The 14921-nt window shown below is 61.2% G+C and carries 13 protein-coding genes; 3 read left to right on the plus strand and 10 right to left on the minus strand.

The window, feature by feature from the left end; all coding sequences use genetic code 11:
• Positions 1-103: 103 nt before the first annotated feature.
• Both ACQZ5N_RS01375 and ACQZ5N_RS01380 read left to right on the plus strand, forming a co-directional pair.
• Entirely contained in the window at positions 104-475 is a 372-nt protein-coding gene (locus ACQZ5N_RS01375) for a response regulator (RefSeq protein ID WP_003521498.1), read from the plus strand.
• Between the two features lie 18 nt (positions 476-493).
• A complete protein-coding gene (locus tag ACQZ5N_RS01380) occupies positions 494-1864 on the plus strand; it encodes a PleD family two-component system response regulator (RefSeq protein WP_020810655.1) in 1371 nt (456 codons plus the stop codon).
• An 893-nt stretch (positions 1865-2757) separates the two neighbouring features.
• On the opposite strand, the gene rpmG is transcribed toward ACQZ5N_RS01380, so the two are convergent.
• The 6 genes from rpmG to topA form a co-directional block, all read right to left on the minus strand.
• Positions 2758-2925 carry a 50S ribosomal protein L33 gene (gene rpmG / locus ACQZ5N_RS01385; protein WP_003496403.1) on the minus strand — a complete coding sequence of 56 codons (168 nt, stop codon included), beginning with the start codon at positions 2923-2925 and terminating at the stop codon, positions 2758-2760.
• An 89-nt stretch (positions 2926-3014) separates the two neighbouring features.
• Entirely contained in the window at positions 3015-4181 is a 1167-nt protein-coding gene (locus ACQZ5N_RS01390; protein WP_162144073.1) for an MFS transporter, read from the minus strand.
• Positions 4182-4198: 17 nt separating this feature from the next.
• Positions 4199-4825 carry an NUDIX hydrolase gene (locus ACQZ5N_RS01395; RefSeq protein WP_003521495.1) on the minus strand — a complete coding sequence of 209 codons (627 nt, stop codon included), beginning with the start codon at positions 4823-4825 and terminating at the stop codon, positions 4199-4201.
• Between the two features lie 62 nt (positions 4826-4887).
• Positions 4888-5331 carry a DUF983 domain-containing protein gene (locus ACQZ5N_RS01400; protein ID WP_020808926.1) on the minus strand — a complete coding sequence of 148 codons (444 nt, stop codon included), beginning with the start codon at positions 5329-5331 and terminating at the stop codon, positions 4888-4890.
• 44 nt (positions 5332-5375) lie between these two features.
• Complete coding sequence (gene rnr, locus ACQZ5N_RS01405) at positions 5376-7730, minus strand: ribonuclease R (RefSeq protein ID WP_448731865.1); 2355 nt, start codon at positions 7728-7730, stop codon at positions 5376-5378.
• Positions 7727-10411: a type I DNA topoisomerase gene (gene topA, locus ACQZ5N_RS01410; RefSeq protein ID WP_448731866.1), complete on the minus strand. Its 2685-nt coding sequence runs from the start codon at positions 10409-10411 to the stop codon at positions 7727-7729. Before topA ends, rnr begins: the two co-directional genes overlap by 4 nt.
• 258 nt (positions 10412-10669) lie before the next feature.
• On the opposite strand from topA, the gene ACQZ5N_RS01415 reads away from it, so the two are divergent.
• A complete protein-coding gene (locus ACQZ5N_RS01415; RefSeq protein WP_003521491.1) occupies positions 10670-10903 on the plus strand; it encodes a hypothetical protein in 234 nt (77 codons plus the stop codon).
• Here ACQZ5N_RS01415 and dprA read toward each other — a convergent pair.
• Genes dprA through ACQZ5N_RS01435 form a run of 4 tightly spaced genes read right to left on the minus strand, consistent with a single transcriptional unit; the run spans position 10856 to position 14915 of the window.
• Positions 10856-11998 (minus strand): DNA-processing protein DprA, encoded by a 1143-nt coding sequence (gene dprA, locus ACQZ5N_RS01420; RefSeq protein WP_448731867.1) that lies wholly within the window; start codon positions 11996-11998, stop codon positions 10856-10858. The genes ACQZ5N_RS01415 and dprA overlap by 48 nt on opposite strands.
• Before the next feature lie 20 nt (positions 11999-12018).
• A complete protein-coding gene (gene plsY, locus ACQZ5N_RS01425; RefSeq protein WP_020808929.1) occupies positions 12019-12636 on the minus strand; it encodes a glycerol-3-phosphate 1-O-acyltransferase PlsY in 618 nt (205 codons plus the stop codon).
• Positions 12637-12684: 48 nt separating this feature from the next.
• Entirely contained in the window at positions 12685-13977 is a 1293-nt protein-coding gene (locus ACQZ5N_RS01430; protein ID WP_448731868.1) for a dihydroorotase, read from the minus strand.
• Positions 13974-14915 (minus strand): aspartate carbamoyltransferase catalytic subunit, encoded by a 942-nt coding sequence (locus ACQZ5N_RS01435; RefSeq protein WP_003521487.1) that lies wholly within the window; start codon positions 14913-14915, stop codon positions 13974-13976. The genes ACQZ5N_RS01430 and ACQZ5N_RS01435 overlap by 4 nt, the downstream gene beginning before the upstream one ends.
• Between the last annotated feature and the right edge of the window lie 6 nt (positions 14916-14921).

Consider the following 14921-nt stretch of genomic DNA (forward strand, 5'->3'; position numbering starts at 1 on the left):
CCAAATCCCTCTAGCCTTGCGCAACAAATGGACGATGGAATCGGTTCTCTGGCAACTTATATGTCTGGATGAAGGTTTCAAAGCGAAACGGGGACTGCTCACCATGCCCAAGCAGGTCATGATAGTCGAAGACAACGAGCTGAACATGAAGCTCTTTCGCGACCTGATCGAGGCGTCCGGTTATACGACCATCCAGACGCGCAACGGCATGGAAGCGCTCGATCTCGCCCGCAAACACCGCCCGGACCTCATCCTCATGGATATCCAGCTTCCGGAAGTCTCGGGGCTGGAGGTGACGAAGTGGCTGAAGGAAGATGACGAGCTGCATGTCATTCCGGTCATCGCGGTCACGGCTTTTGCCATGAAGGGCGACGAGGAACGGATTCGCCAGGGCGGATGCGAGGCCTATGTATCGAAGCCGATTTCCGTTCCGAAGTTCATCGAAGTCATCAAGACTTATCTGGGCGATGCGTGAGGCGACTGGGGAACGGTTATGACGGCGAGAGTTCTGGTTGTTGACGATATTCCGGCCAATGTGAAGCTTCTCGAAGCCCGCCTTCTGGCGGAATATTTCGATGTCGTCACCGCCGAGGATGGTTTCAAGGCGCTGGCGATCTGCGACGAAGAGCAGGTCGATATCATCCTGCTCGATATCATGATGCCGGGCATGGATGGTTTTGAGGTCTGCGAAAGGTTGAAGGCCAATCCGAATACCGCACATATTCCGGTGGTGATGGTCACGGCGCTCGATCAGCCGTCAGACCGCGTGCGCGGCCTCAAGGCCGGCGCAGACGATTTTCTCACCAAGCCGGTCAACGACCTTCAACTCATCGCCCGTGTCAAAAGCCTCGTGCGCCTCAAGGCCGTCAGCGACGAATTGCGGCTGCGCGCTGAAACCGCACGGCAGATCGGCATCGAGGAGATGCTGCGCAGCGATGGCCTGATGCAGACGCCCGGCCGCGTGCTGGTTGCGGATGGCCGCGCCAGCTCGCAGGAACGTATCGTGCGGGCGCTGAAGCCGGTTGCCGAGGTCGATGCCGTCACCGAGCCGCAGGCGGCCTTGCTCAAGGCCGCGGGCAATCCGTTCGAGCTCGTCATCGTCAATTCCAATTTCGAGAATTACGATCCGCTGCGGCTGTGCTCACAGCTTCGCTCGCTGGAACGCACCCGCTTCCTGCCGCTGCTTCTGGTGGCGGAGCAGGGGGCGGACGATATGGTGGCGCGGGCGCTCGATCTTGGCGTGAATGATTACATTCTCCGCCCGATCGATCCGAACGAACTCGTCGCGCGCTCGCTGACGCAGATCAGGCGCAAGCGCTACAACGAGCATCTGCGGCTCAATCTCCAGCACACGATGGAACTCGCCATTGTCGACGGGCTGACCGGCCTCAACAATCGCCGTTACCTCGACAACCACCTGAAGATACTCTTCGACCGTGCTGCTGTTCGCGGCCGTCCGATCTCCATCTGCATGACCGATATCGACCGCTTCAAGCTGGTCAACGATACCTATGGCCACGATGTCGGCGATGAGGTGCTGCGGGAATTTGCAGCGCGCATCCGCAGCACTGTGCGCGGCGCGGATCTCGCCTGCCGTTATGGCGGGGAGGAATTCGTCGTCGTCATGCCCGATACGCCGATGGAGCTTGCGGCAAGCGTCGCCGAGCGCCTGCGGGCGATAGTCGAGGATAAGCCTTTTTATGTTCGTTCCATCGACCGTGAACTGAGCATTACCGCCTCCCTCGGCATCGCCACCAGCAGCGGGGCCTTCGGCGCTCCGGACGAAATCCTGAAGCAGGCCGACAAGGCGCTTTACGAGGCGAAACACGCCGGTCGCAACCGCGTCGTTGCTGCCGCTGCCTGAGCGTCAGCGGCGGATTAACTAAAAATATTGCGCAATCTCTCCGTCATATCCCGGCGAAATAGTTATTCGGGAATACGGGGCGGGCGTCGCGAGACTGCAAGCCATTGACCTTGGATGTATTTTATCGCTTTGCAATGAAAAGATGCAGATTGGCGATATAAATAGAGTTCAAGTTGAAAAATACGTTGAATTCAATCTCTCCGGCAACTATAGTGTGCCAGCTTTGTATACTTAACCATGTTTCCCAGGTGATGTATCTCTGGCTTAAGAATTTGTTGATTTTTATTTTACTTCTGCGCACACTCCCTATTGAGAGTAACAGTTCTTCCGGCGGTTTATCCGTCTTGTGATGATGAATGATAGCGGCTTTAGCCGTCGCGATTTCGCTCGTCAGGGGCTGGTATTGCGTAGTTTGAATGCCCCATGATGCTCAGGTCCGCCGCATCTCCTGAATCGTGGGGTCGGTCGGCTGACGATGTACGAATCGGTTCCTCGTGCCGTAATCGCATCGTTGGCCGACCGCCTTCTTCCCGAAAATTACCTGTTCGTGGTGCGCGTGTCGCAGCGTAGCGGCTTGTGCGGTCGTCTTCGTTCACGTCATGTGCGAGGTCGTGATACGGGGCAGGGGCGGATGCGTGGCCCCTGGGATACTTTTTCTAAGCATCTGAATGATTGCGGCGGCGGGTGGGGCGTCAGACCATATGGTCGGACTTACCCATGGCTACTCGCGCGCTTTGCCAGTGACGGCGGCAATTTCCGGGGCAGCGGGGAGGTGGCCTTATTGGCCGTCTGGAAAGCCTCTGGGCGCGACAAGGCTGGTGGCAGCCTCTTCCCTCGGCACAAACAAAAAACGCGCCCGTTGGGCGCGCTTTTGTCGGAGACCGATCAAGAAATTACTTGATCTTGGTTTCCTTGAATTCAACGTGCTTGCGTACAACCGGGTCGTACTTCGTCTTCGTCATCTTGTCCGTGAACGTACGGCTGTTCTTGGTGGTGACGTAGAAGGTACCGGTGTCGGCTGTCGACAGCAGCTTGATCTTGATTGTTGTAGCTTTCGCCATGGTCGTCCTGCCTTTAAACAAAAGAGAAGCCGCAGGCGCTTCTCACCTCGGCTAAATCTGGCGCGAAACTACGTATCGCGCCTGAAAAGTCAAGCCTGTTTTGCCCGGAAAACAAAACGGACGATATAAAGCACCACGTAAAGCCCGAAAAATACCGCCAGCGACCAGGCAAAGCCGTCGGTTCCGGCAAGGTCCATGGAAATGCCCACGGCCTGCGGCCCCGCAATCGTGCCCATGGCGTAACAGAAGATGAAGGCGGCATTGGCGGCGACCAGATCGGCGCCCTTCAGGCGCGATCCGAGATGGGTGAGGCCGACAGTATACATGCCCGAGACCAGCCCGCCCCAGAACAGCAGCAGGGCCGCCACCAGAAGCCAGCTTTCCACCAGGAAAGGCAGCGCCAGCGTGCCGCAGACGCCGGCAAATGCCATCAGCCCCAGCATCGTCCTCCGGTCTTTCATCCGGTCCGAAAGCAGGCCGATCGGTATCTGGAAGACCATATTGCCGATGCCCATCACGGTGAGGAGAAGTGCCGCCTGCGATTCGTTGAAGCCTTCCCGCGTCGCATAGATCGGAAACAGCGAAAGGCCGCCAGCCTGCACCGAACCGAAGACGAAGGCAGCCGCGGACGCCATGGGCACCAGCCAGACATAACGGACGAAATGGTGGTTGGGCCGTTCGTCCAGCTCCGGGCTTTCGCCGCGCGCCATGAAGATCGGGATCGCGGCGAGCAGGATGATCGCCGCGCCGACCAGAAACGGCAATATGCCTTCGCTGCCGACCACGGAAAACAGCAGCGGACCGACCGCGAAGCCGACCGCAAGGCCGGTGGCATAGATGCCGAGAACCATGCCCCGCTTCCTGGGCGGCGCGGTCATGTTGATCCAGTATTCGGAGAGAATGAAAAGCGTGGTGGTGGCGCCGTGGAAAACGATTCGCAGCGGAAACCACATCCAGAAGGCTTCGGCGAAATAAAAACCGAGCGCGCTCAGCGCCGAAACGACGACTGCGAATAGCATGGTTCGCGCCACGCCGAAATCATGGGCGATCTTGGTGGTCACGGGGGCCGCCATCATCGCCGCGACGCCGGCCATGGCCGAATTCACCCCGATCATGGTGGAAGAGATGCCGCGCTTCTCAAGGATGATCGACAGGAGCGGAAGGCCAAGGCCGATGGCGACACCGACCGCGCTGATGGCGGAAATGGCGGCGATCAGTGAGGGCCAGTGAATGGCGTCCGCTTCTTCGCATTTCATTTGTGACATGACGGCCTTTATACAAAGTCTCGAATGAACCGGCCGTGGCGCGTGACATAGAGCCGCGCGGGGCTTTCAAAGGGCAATGAGGGATCACCTATCATGAGTTTTGTGACATCTTCGAGAACCGTGCGCGTGATTTTCGGCATGTTCAGACCGGAAAGGTCTGTCATGTCAAGCCATTGCACATTGTGCAACTCGTCGGAATCACGGGTTAGCCGGGTATCCAGCCGCAATTCGTCGGCATAACAGCAGAAGAATCGCGTGTCGTAGCGCCGCACATTGCCGGGTGGTGTGATGGCGCGGGCCACATATCGGAAACGGGAAAGATCGGGACCCCTGGTGCTCAAGCCGAGATCCACGCCGGTTTCCTCGAAAAGCTCGCGCGCGGCGGCAAGCGCCAGAGCTCTCGCGCCGGCAGCGCTCAGCCGCCGCGCTGCGGAGGCGGTGAGGCTGTGGAGGACGGCGGGATGCAGATCGCCGGAAAAGGGCAGCGCATGGTCGCGCGGATCGCGTTTGCCGCCGGGAAACACATAGGCGCCGGGCATGAAGACATGGGCGCTGCTGCGCTGGCCCATCAGCACCCTGAGCTGCGAGCCGGAACGGTCGAACAGAATGATGGAGGCGGCGTCGCGCGGCCGCATGGGCGCGCTCGCCGTTTCGGCACGCCGGAGAAGCTGAGTCACCTGCAAGGTCCCGCCCGCCGTCAGTGAGACGAGCCGTCGATCTGCGCTTTTTGCTGTTTTCGGTCGAAGCCGTGCATCTTCAGCGCCCATTGCAGGCCAATGACGCCGCCCTTGATGGGTTGCAGCGTCAAAAGCGCGGCGAGAACGGTGATCGGCACCCAGATGGCGAAATGCACCCACATGGGAACGGAAAACACCATATCGGTCATCATGAAACCGCCGACGGCGATATGGCCGATGATGACGATGGAAATATAGGGCGGCAGGTCATCGGACCGGTGGTGGTGCATTTCTTCGCCGCAGGCGGCACAGGCGTCCACCGGCTTCAGAAAGGCCCGGAACAGGCGTCCGCTGCCGCACGCAGGACAGCGATTGGCCATTCCCCGCATGATTGAGCGGCCAAGCGGCCGTTCCGCGCTATCGTCTCCGAAGGTGACTGTTTCCGAGCCCTGATGTGCACTCATCCTTAAGTCCTTCTCCCGTTTTTCAACCGCCTGAAGCGGCCTTGTTATCGTCGCCTTCTGGGCGGCCGCGTCCCGGGCTTTGCGGCAGGACGCGATGTCCGCCGGCCTGCCTTGTGGAACGACCGCGAGCCGACCGGCATCTTGCGCCCCGGGCTCAGCATATCGAAACGAAGCGCGCCTGCCAAAGGCACCGCTTCCGCAAGCCGCACCTGAACCGTGTCGCCAAGCTGGTATCCGAGGCCCGTCTTCTCTCCTGTCAGGGCCTGATGGGCCTCATCGTAAAGGAAATAGTCGGTTCCGAGTGTAGATATAGGAACGAAGCCGTCCGCGCCAAATTGCGGAAGCGCGACAAAAAGTCCCGCCTTGGTGACACCGGAAACACGGCCCTCGAATTCTTCGCCCACCCGTTCAGACAGATGATGCGCGATCAGCCGGTTGATGGTGTCGCGTTCGGCAGCCATGGCGCGGCGCTCAAAGGTCGAGATTTCGGCGGCGATATCGTCTAGCGTCGCCTCTTCCTGCGGGGTGATACCGCCTTCGCCGAGGCCAAGCGACCCCACCAGCGCGCGATGCACGATGAGGTCGGCATAACGGCGGATCGGCGAGGTGAAATGTGCATATTTCATCAGGTTGAGGCCGAAATGGCCGATATTCTCCGGGCTGTAGATCGCCTGGCTCTGGCTGCGCAGCACCATCTCGTTGACCATGATCTGGTGCGGCGTATCGAGCGCGCGGGCCAGAATGCCGTTGAAGGAATTGGCACGCATCGCCGCACCCTTGGCCATGGAAATGCCGATGGTGCCGAGGAATTCGCGCAGCACTTCCTGCTTGGAAAGCGTGGGCGCATCATGGACGCGATAGACCAGCGGCTGCTTCTTCTTTTCCAGCGTCTCGGCGGCGGCGACATTCGCCTGGATCATCATTTCCTCGATCAGCTTATGCGCGTCGAGGCGTTCAGGAATGACGACCTTGTCCACCGTCCCGTCAGGCCGAAGCAGGATCTTGCGCTCCGGCATGTCGAGTTCCAGCGGCTGGCGACGGTCGCGGCCGCGCTTCATCACGGCATAGGCATGCCACAGCGGCTTCAGGATCGGTTCCAACAATGGACCGGTCTTGTCGTCGGGCCGCCCATCAATCGCGGCCTGCGCCTGCTGGTAAGAGAGCTTGGCTGCACTCTTCATCATGATGCGATGGAAAGTGTGGCCCGCCTTGCGGCCTTCCTTCGAGAAGGTCATGCGCACGGCAAGGGCAGGGCGGTCGACGCCTTCCTTCAGCGAGCAGAGATCGTTGGAAATCCGCTCCGGCAGCATCGGTACGACGCGGTCGGGGAAATAGACGGAGTTGCCGCGTTTCAGCGCTTCGCGGTCCAGCGGCGAACCGGAACGCACATACCAGGAGACATCGGCAATGGCGACGGTGACGATGACACCGTCAGGATTGTCGGGCGAGGTGTCGGGTTCGGCATAGACCGCATCGTCATGGTCCTTGGCGTCGGCCGGATCGATGGTGATGAGCGGCAGGTCGCGCCAGTCCTCGCGGTGCGACATGCTGGCCGCCTTGGCGGCATCCGCGTCGGCAAGAACGTTCGAGGGGAAGATGTGCGGAATGCCGTGGGAATGGATCGCGATCATCGAGATCGCCTTTTCCGAGGCAACGGAGCCGATGACCGACAGCACCTTGGCGCGCGTCAGCCCGTAACGGCCGCTGTTGCGCGAGGTTTCCACCTCGATCAGATCGCCGTCTTTTGCATCGCCGACGCCATCGGGGTCGATGACCATTTCTTCGCCGCGCCGGTTGATCGGCATCAGCCGTCCGCCGCCGCCCGCCGTCTCCTTGAACACGCCGAGCAGCGCGTTCTGACGGCGGTCGATCAGCTTCACGACACGGGCCGTATAGGCCGGGCCGGAGCTTTCCTTGGAGGGGAAGATTTTCGCCAGAATGCGGTCGCCAAGACCCGCCGCCGGGGCCTTCTTGCCGCGATCCTGCGATGACTGGCGGATGAGCACGGCCGGTGCCGCGCCCTGATCCTCCGGCCATTCTGCCGGCCGGCCGATCAATTCGCCGTCCTTGTCGCGGGTGGTGATATCGAGAACCGTGACCGGCGGCAGGCCGCCCGGCCGCGTCAGCGACTTGCGGCTCTTCTGCACCATGCCGTCGGCTTCAAGCTCTTTCAGCAGCGCTTTGAGAACGACGCGGTTCTCGCCTTTCAGCCCGAAAGCCTTGGCGATTTCCCGCTTGGATGCCTGTTGCGGATGGTCGGCGATGAATTTCAGCAGCACGTTGCGGGGAGGTACCTCGCCATGGATGATGCCTTCACCTTCACTGACCCGCTTGCCGCGCCCGGTGCGTCCGAAACCGTCGCTGGCGGAACCCTGTCTCTGACGCGGCGCTTTGCTCACTCTGCTGCCTTCTTGGGTTTGGCCGCTGCCTTCGGCTTGGCGGCCGTCTTGCTCTTCGTTGCCGCCTTGGCCTTGGTCGCCTTCGGCTTAGCTGCGGCGTCACCATCGGCCTTCTTGGCAGTCGTCTTCCTGCCCTTGGCAGGCTTGCCGCCGGTGCCGGTCTTGGCGATGCGCTCGGCGATCAGCACCAGCGCCTCGTCCAGCGTTACCGAAGCCGGGTCCTGACCCTTCGGAATGGTGGCGTTGACCTTGCCCCAGTTGACGTAAGCGCCGTAACGCCCGTCGCGAACGGTGATCGAGCCGCCATCGGGGTGATCGCCCAGCTCCTTCAGCGCGGCCGGCGTGCCGCTGCGCCCGCGACCCGGTCCCTTGCTCTGCTTTTCGGCAATCACGGTCACGGCGCGGTTGAGGCCGATAGAGAATACGTCCTCGATGCTTTCGAGGTTCGCATAGGAACCGTCATGCAAAAGGAACGGCCCGTAACGGCCGAGGCCGGCCGATATCATCTTGCCGGTTTCCGGATGCTTGCCGATATCGCGCGGCAGGTTGATGAGCGCCAGCGCCTTTTCGTGGTCGATATCTTCAGGCTTCCAGCCCTTGGGCAGCGAGGAGCGCTTGGCCTCCTTGCCGTCACCGCGCTGGATATAGGGCCCGAAACGGCCGGAGCGCAGCGTCAGCTCCTCGCCGGTCATCGGATCGGCACCCAGCGCCTTCGGCTCGTTCGATGCGGCAGCTTCGGCTTCCGAACCGTCCGAGGTCAGCTGGCGGGTGTAGTTGCATTCCGGATAGTTGGAGCAACCGACGAAAGCGCCATATTTGCCGAGCTTCAGCGAAAGATTGCCGGTGCCGCAAACCTGACAGATGCGCGGATCGGAACCGTCCTCGCGCTTGGGGAAGACCAGCGGCGCCAGAACCTCGTTCAGCGCATCCAGAACGTTGGTGACACGCAATTCCTTGGTGTCTTCGATCTGGGCGAAGAAATCCTTCCAGAAATCGCGCAGCACCTGCTTCCAGTCCAGTTCGCCGGCGGAAATCCGGTCGAGCTTTTCTTCAAGCGCGGCGGTGAAGTCGTATTCGACGTACTTGGTGAAGAAGCTTTCGAGGAAAGCCGTCACCAGCCGGCCGCGCGAATGCGGGATCAGCTTGCGCTTGTCGACGACGATATATTCACGGTCGCTCAGCGTCTTCAGCGTCGCCGCATAGGTGGAAGGACGGCCGATGCCGAGCTCTTCCATCTTCTTGATCAGCGAGGCTTCCGAATAACGCGGCGGCGGTTCGGTGAAGTGCTGGCTGGCGTTGATCTTCTGCTTGGCGAGGTTCTCGCGCTCGTTGATCGGCGGCAGACGGCCTTCGTCGTCACCGTCGTCGCTCTGTTCGCCATCTTCCTTCTGGTCGGTATAGGCGGCGATGAAACCGTCGAAGCGGATGACAGAACCGACGGCGCGCAGGCCTGCCTTTTCGCTGCCATTGCTGGCAAGGATTTCCACCGTGGTCCGCTCGATTTCCGCCGAGGCCATCTGGCTCGCTATACCGCGCTTCCAGATCAGGTCATAAAGACGCAGCTGATCGGGATCGAGGTAACGCTTCACCTGATCCGGCGTGCGGTTGAAATCGGTCGGGCGGATCGCTTCGTGCGCTTCCTGGGCGTTCTTGGCCTTGGTGGAATAGAAACGCGCCTTTTCCGGCACGTAACGGCCACCGAACTGCTCGCCAATGGCGCGGCGGGCGGCATCGATCGCTTCCGGGGCCATCTGTACGCCGTCGGTACGCATATAGGTGATCAGACCGACGGTCTCGCCGCCGATGTCGATGCCTTCGTAAAGCTTCTGCGCCACCTGCATGGTGCGCGAGGCGGAAAAGCCCATGCGCGAGGAGGCCGCCTGCTGCAGCGTCGAAGTGGTGAAGGGCGGGCCGGGATTGCGCTTGACGGGTTTCGCCTCGACGCTTTCGACCACATAGCTCGCGCCTTCGAGCAGCGCCTTCAGTCGGTTCGCATCGTCTCCGGTCTTGATCGAGCGGCTTTGCAGGCGCTTGCCATCGGCCGAAACCAGCTTGGCTTCGAACTCGTCACCGCGCGGTGTCTTCAGGAGCGCGCTAATGTTCCAGTATTCTTCGGAGACGAAACGCTCGATCTCGGATTCGCGGTCGCAGACGAGACGCAGCGCAACCGACTGAACGCGACCGGCGGAACGCGCGCCGGGCAGCTTGCGCCACAGCACGGGCGATAGATTGAAGCCGACGAGATAATCCAGCGCGCGGCGGGCGAGATAGGCGTCGACCAGCGGCACATCGATGTCGCGCGGGTTCGCCATGGCGTCCAGCACGGCCTTTTTGGTGATGGCGTTGAAGACCACGCGCTTCACCGGCTTGTCGCCGAGGACGCGCTTCTTCTTCAAAAGATCGAGAACGTGCCAGGAAATGGCCTCGCCTTCGCGATCCGGGTCGGTTGCGAGAATGAGGCCGTCGGAGGATTTTACCGCATCGGCAATATCCTTCATGCGCTTGGCGGATGCGCTGTCGACCTCCCAGGACATTTCGAAATCCTGGTCGGGCAGCACCGATCCGTCCTTGGCAGGAAGGTCTCTGACGTGGCCAAAGGATGCAAGAACCTTGTAGCCCGAGCCAAGATACTTGTTGATCGTCTTGGCTTTGGCAGGAGATTCTACGACGACGACATTCATATTGTTTTTCTCTGGAACTGGTCCGTTAACGTGGCCGGGTCACGGCGCAATGCCGCAATTCGCCTTCTTTATATTTCGACATGGACAGGTAATGCGCGCGGGTCAAGAGGCAAGGCCGATTTTATCGCTTCAAGGTGATTGCAACCTATGGATAATCTATTGTTGTATTGCAATCTTTGGTAAATTGGTTATGATGGGCAACATCATTTGAATCGACTTATTGCTCTTCGTTTCAGGCAAATTTTGCAGGATAGATATATGGTCCCCAACGCAACAAACAATAATGCCGATAATGAAGGGACCAGAGAGAACTTGGCTTACATTCGCCAGATGCTCGCGGAACTGCGGCAGGTCGCAAGCCGTGAGGGGGCCGACATGCTGTGTTATCTGATCGAGATGGCCTATGTCGAAGTCGGCGATATCCAGAGCGGACGGCGCAAGCTGTCAATCCGCGATGAAGAGCGACACACGCCCCCCGGCATGCCGGTTTAGTCGTCCGGCAATATCAAGCTCCAGCAGCACCAGATGAACGGTTGCAGCGGAAAAACCTGTGTGACGGATGATATCGTCCGTTTCCACGGGCGAGGGACCGAGAGCGGCGGCGATGATGCTGCGCTCGTCGTCCCCTGGTGGTGACATCTCGGTGTCGGATCTCGGTTCCTCGATCTTGCGTTCATAGGGCAATTGCGGCTCCATCAGCGGCCGCAGCGCTTCCAGAATATCGGCCGCGCCCGTGGTCAGCATCGCGCCTTCCTTGATCAGCCGGTTGGTGCCCTCGCAGCGTGCATCGAGCGGGGAGCCGGGCACGGCAAAAACCAGCCGCCCCGCTTCTCCGGCAAGCCTTGCCGTTATCAGCGAACCGGAGCGTTCCGCCGCCTCGACGATGACGACACCGAGGGAGACGCCGGCGATCAATCGGTTGCGGCGGGGAAAATCGCGGGCGCGCGGTTCCCAGCCAAAGGGCATTTCGCTGATCGTCGCGCCGCCCTGATCGTATATCTCCTGCAAAAGCCCGAAATTTTCCTGCGGATAGGGGCGGTCGAGACCGCCGGCCAGCATGGCGACCGTGCCGGTTGCAAGGCTTGCCCGGTGTGCGGCCGCATCGATGCCGCGCGCCAGCCCCGAGGCGATGGTATAGCCGGCGCGGCCGCAATCGCGCGCCAGCATGGCGGCGAATTTCGCGCCGTTGATGGAGGCGTTGCGGGAGCCGACGATGCCGATGCTTGGTCTTGTCGCGGTCGCTGCCGATCCTTTCATGGCGATCAGCGGCGGCGCGCCATCTAGCTGCCGCAGGGCAGGCGGGTAATCCGGCTCGCCGATGCCGACGAAACGCGCGCCGAATTTTTCGGCCGTTTCGATCTCGCCTTCCGCCTCCGCCTGCGTGGCGATGCGCGGACTGCGCGACGAGCCGCCGCGCCGCGAAAGCTCGGGCAGGGCATCGAGCGCCTTTTCGGCGCTGCCGAAATGATTGATGAGTTCGCGAAAGGTGACGGGACCGATATTGTCGCTGCGGATGAGCCTCAGCCACGCAACCCGTTGCCGCGCGGAAAGCTCTATGCCCTGCCGTGTCGTTTCCTCATGCGGCATGGCATATCCTTAAATGGGTCTCAGCCCTTTTGCCCGATCCTGCTTTCAGTGCCCGCCAGCAGGCGCGCGATATTCTCGCGGTGCTTCCACCATGAAATCGCACTCAGCAGCGTCACCAGCAGCGCCGTCTTTTCAGGTCCGAGCACCCAGAGGGCCACGGGAATGACCAGCATGGCCAAAAGCGCCGACAGCGACGAGTAGCGGGTGATGAAGGCGGTTGCGAGCCAGATGAGCGCAAAGGCCAGCATCATCAGCGGTGCGGCACCCAAGAGCACGCCGATATAGGTCGCCACACCCTTGCCGCCCTTGAAGCCGAGCCACACCGGAAACAGGTGACCCAGAAAGGCGAAGAAACCGGCGACCAGCGACGCTTCGTAACCCCAGAGTGCATTGGCGACCAGCACCGCCGCCGTGCCCTTCAGCGCGTCCAGCAGCAGCGTTGCGGCGGCGAGCTTCTTGTTGCCGGTGCGCAGCACATTGGTCGCGCCGATATTGCCGGAGCCGATCTTGCGCACGTCGCCCAGCCCCGCCATGCGGGTAAGAATGAGGCCGAAGGGAATAGAACCGAACAGATAGCCGATCAGCGCCGAAAGCGCGAGAAGGGCAGGCGCCGTCTGCCAGTCAGTCAAAGCACTCATTCAAACGTCCCCTCTGTCGCGCTGGCCGCGTGATCTCTGTTGGTGATCTTATGCCAAGGAATGAACGGCTTTGCCAGCCACATAAGTGGCAACCGCGCGGCCGCTGAAACGGGCATCCTCGAACGGGGTGTTCTTGGATTTCGAGACCAGCTGCTCCTTTGCCACGAGCCACGGCTCGTCGAGGTCGATCAGCGTGATATCGGCCTTCGCACCCGCCTTCAGCGTTCCGGCATCCAGTCCGAAAATCTTCGCCGGGCGGGTGGAGAGCGCATCGATCAGCCGCATCAGCGGAACTTCGCCGTTGTGGTGCAGGCGCAGCGCCGCCGCCAGCAGGGTTTCGAGCCCGACCGCGCCGCTCGCCGCATCCGAAAATGGCAGGCGCTTGGTGTCGACATCCTGCGGGTCGTGCGAGGAGACGATGATATCGATCGTACCGTCCTTCAGTGCTTCCACCATGGCCTTGCGGTCGTCTTCGGCGCGCAGCGGCGGCGAAAGCTTGAAGAAGGTGCGGTATTCGCCGATATCGTTCTCGTTGAGCGTGAGGTGGTTGATCGAGATGCCGCAGGTGGCCTTTACGCCCCGCTGCCGCGCAACGCGGATCGCCTCTGCCGATTCGGGCACGGAAATCTTGGCGGCGTGGTAGATCGCCTGCGTCAGCCCGGCGATGCGCAGGTCGCGCTCCAGCGGAATGATCTCGGCTTCCTTCGGAACACCCGACAGCCCGAGCCAGCTCGCGAAAAGCCCCTCGTTCATGTCGCCGCCGCCGATATATTTGTCGCGCGTCTCGAGCGCGATTACTGCGCCCAGTTCGCGCGCATAGGTCATGGCGCGGCGCAGCACCAGCGTATCGGAAAGCGCCTTGCGGCCATTGGTGAAGGCCACGGCGCCGGCTTCCTTCAGCATGCCGAATTCGGTCATTTCCTCGCCGTTCAGACCCTTGGTGAGTGCTGCTGCGGGATGCACATTGACGAGCGCCTTGTCGCGTGCCGTCTTCTTCACATATTCGACCAGTGCGATGTCATCGATGACGGGATCGGTATCGGGCATCACGATGATGCTGGTGACACCGCCGGCCGCTGCCGCGCGCGAGGCGGATTCAATGGTTTCGCGGTGCTCTGCGCCGGGTTCGCCAACGAAAACACGGGCGTCCACCAGACCGGGAACGGCCAGCAGACCCTTGCAGTCGCGAACGGTCGCCCCTTCGGGAGCGCCCTGATTATGCGCGTCCTTGCCGGCCGCGAGAATGGTGCCGTCGGCACCGATAACGATGCTGCCGGTCTCGTCGAGGTTACGGGACGGATCGACGATGCGGAGATTGTTGAGAACGGTAACGGCACTCATACGCGCTCACCCTGATTTTGCGAGACAAGCAGGGTTTCCATGACCGCCATGCGCACGGCAACCCCCATTTCCACCTGGCTTTCGATCACGCTCTGCGGACCGTCGGCCACGTCGGAGGCGATTTCCACGCCGCGGTTCATCGGGCCGGGATGCATGACCAGCGCATCTTCCTTCGCCGCCTTCAGCTTTTCGGCATCGAGGCCGTAATAATGGAAATATTCGCGCACAGAAGGCACGAAGGAGCCGGACATGCGCTCGCGCTGCAGGCGCAGCATCATCACCACATCGGCGTTCTTCAGCCCTTCCTTCATGTCGTGGAAGACTTCGACGCTCATGTCGCGGATACCGGAGGGCAGCAGCGTGGCTGGCGCGACGACGCGAACGCGCGCACCCATCTGGTTGAGCAGGATGATATTGGAGCGGGCAACGCGCGAATGCAGCACGTCGCCGCAGATTGCCACCGTGATGCCGGACAGTTCGCCCTTGGCGCGGCGAATGGTCAGTGCGTCGAGCAGCGCCTGCGTCGGGTGCTCATGCTGGCCGTCGCCGGCATTGACGACGGAGCAGGCGACCTTTTGCGCGAGAAGGGCTGCCGCACCGGCGGAGGAATGGCGCACGACCAGCACATCCGGGCGCATGGCGTTCAGCGTCATCGCCGTATCGATCAGCGTTTCGCCCTTCTTCACCGAGGAATTGCCGACCGACATGTTCATCACGTCTGCGCCGAGACGCTTTCCGGCAAGCTCGAAGGAGGATTGCGTGCGCGTCGAGGCTTCGAAGAACAGGTTGATCTGCGTCAGGCCCCGAAGCGTCGAGGTCTTTTTCTCGCGCTGGCGGCTGATTTTCACCGCCTCGTCGGCCTTGTCGAGAAGCAGGGTGATATCCTGATGGGAAAGCCCCTTGATGCCGAGGAGATGGCGATGGGGGAAGAAGACCATGCGGTT

The sequence above is a fragment of the Agrobacterium sp. 22-221-1 genome (assembly GCF_053522445.1).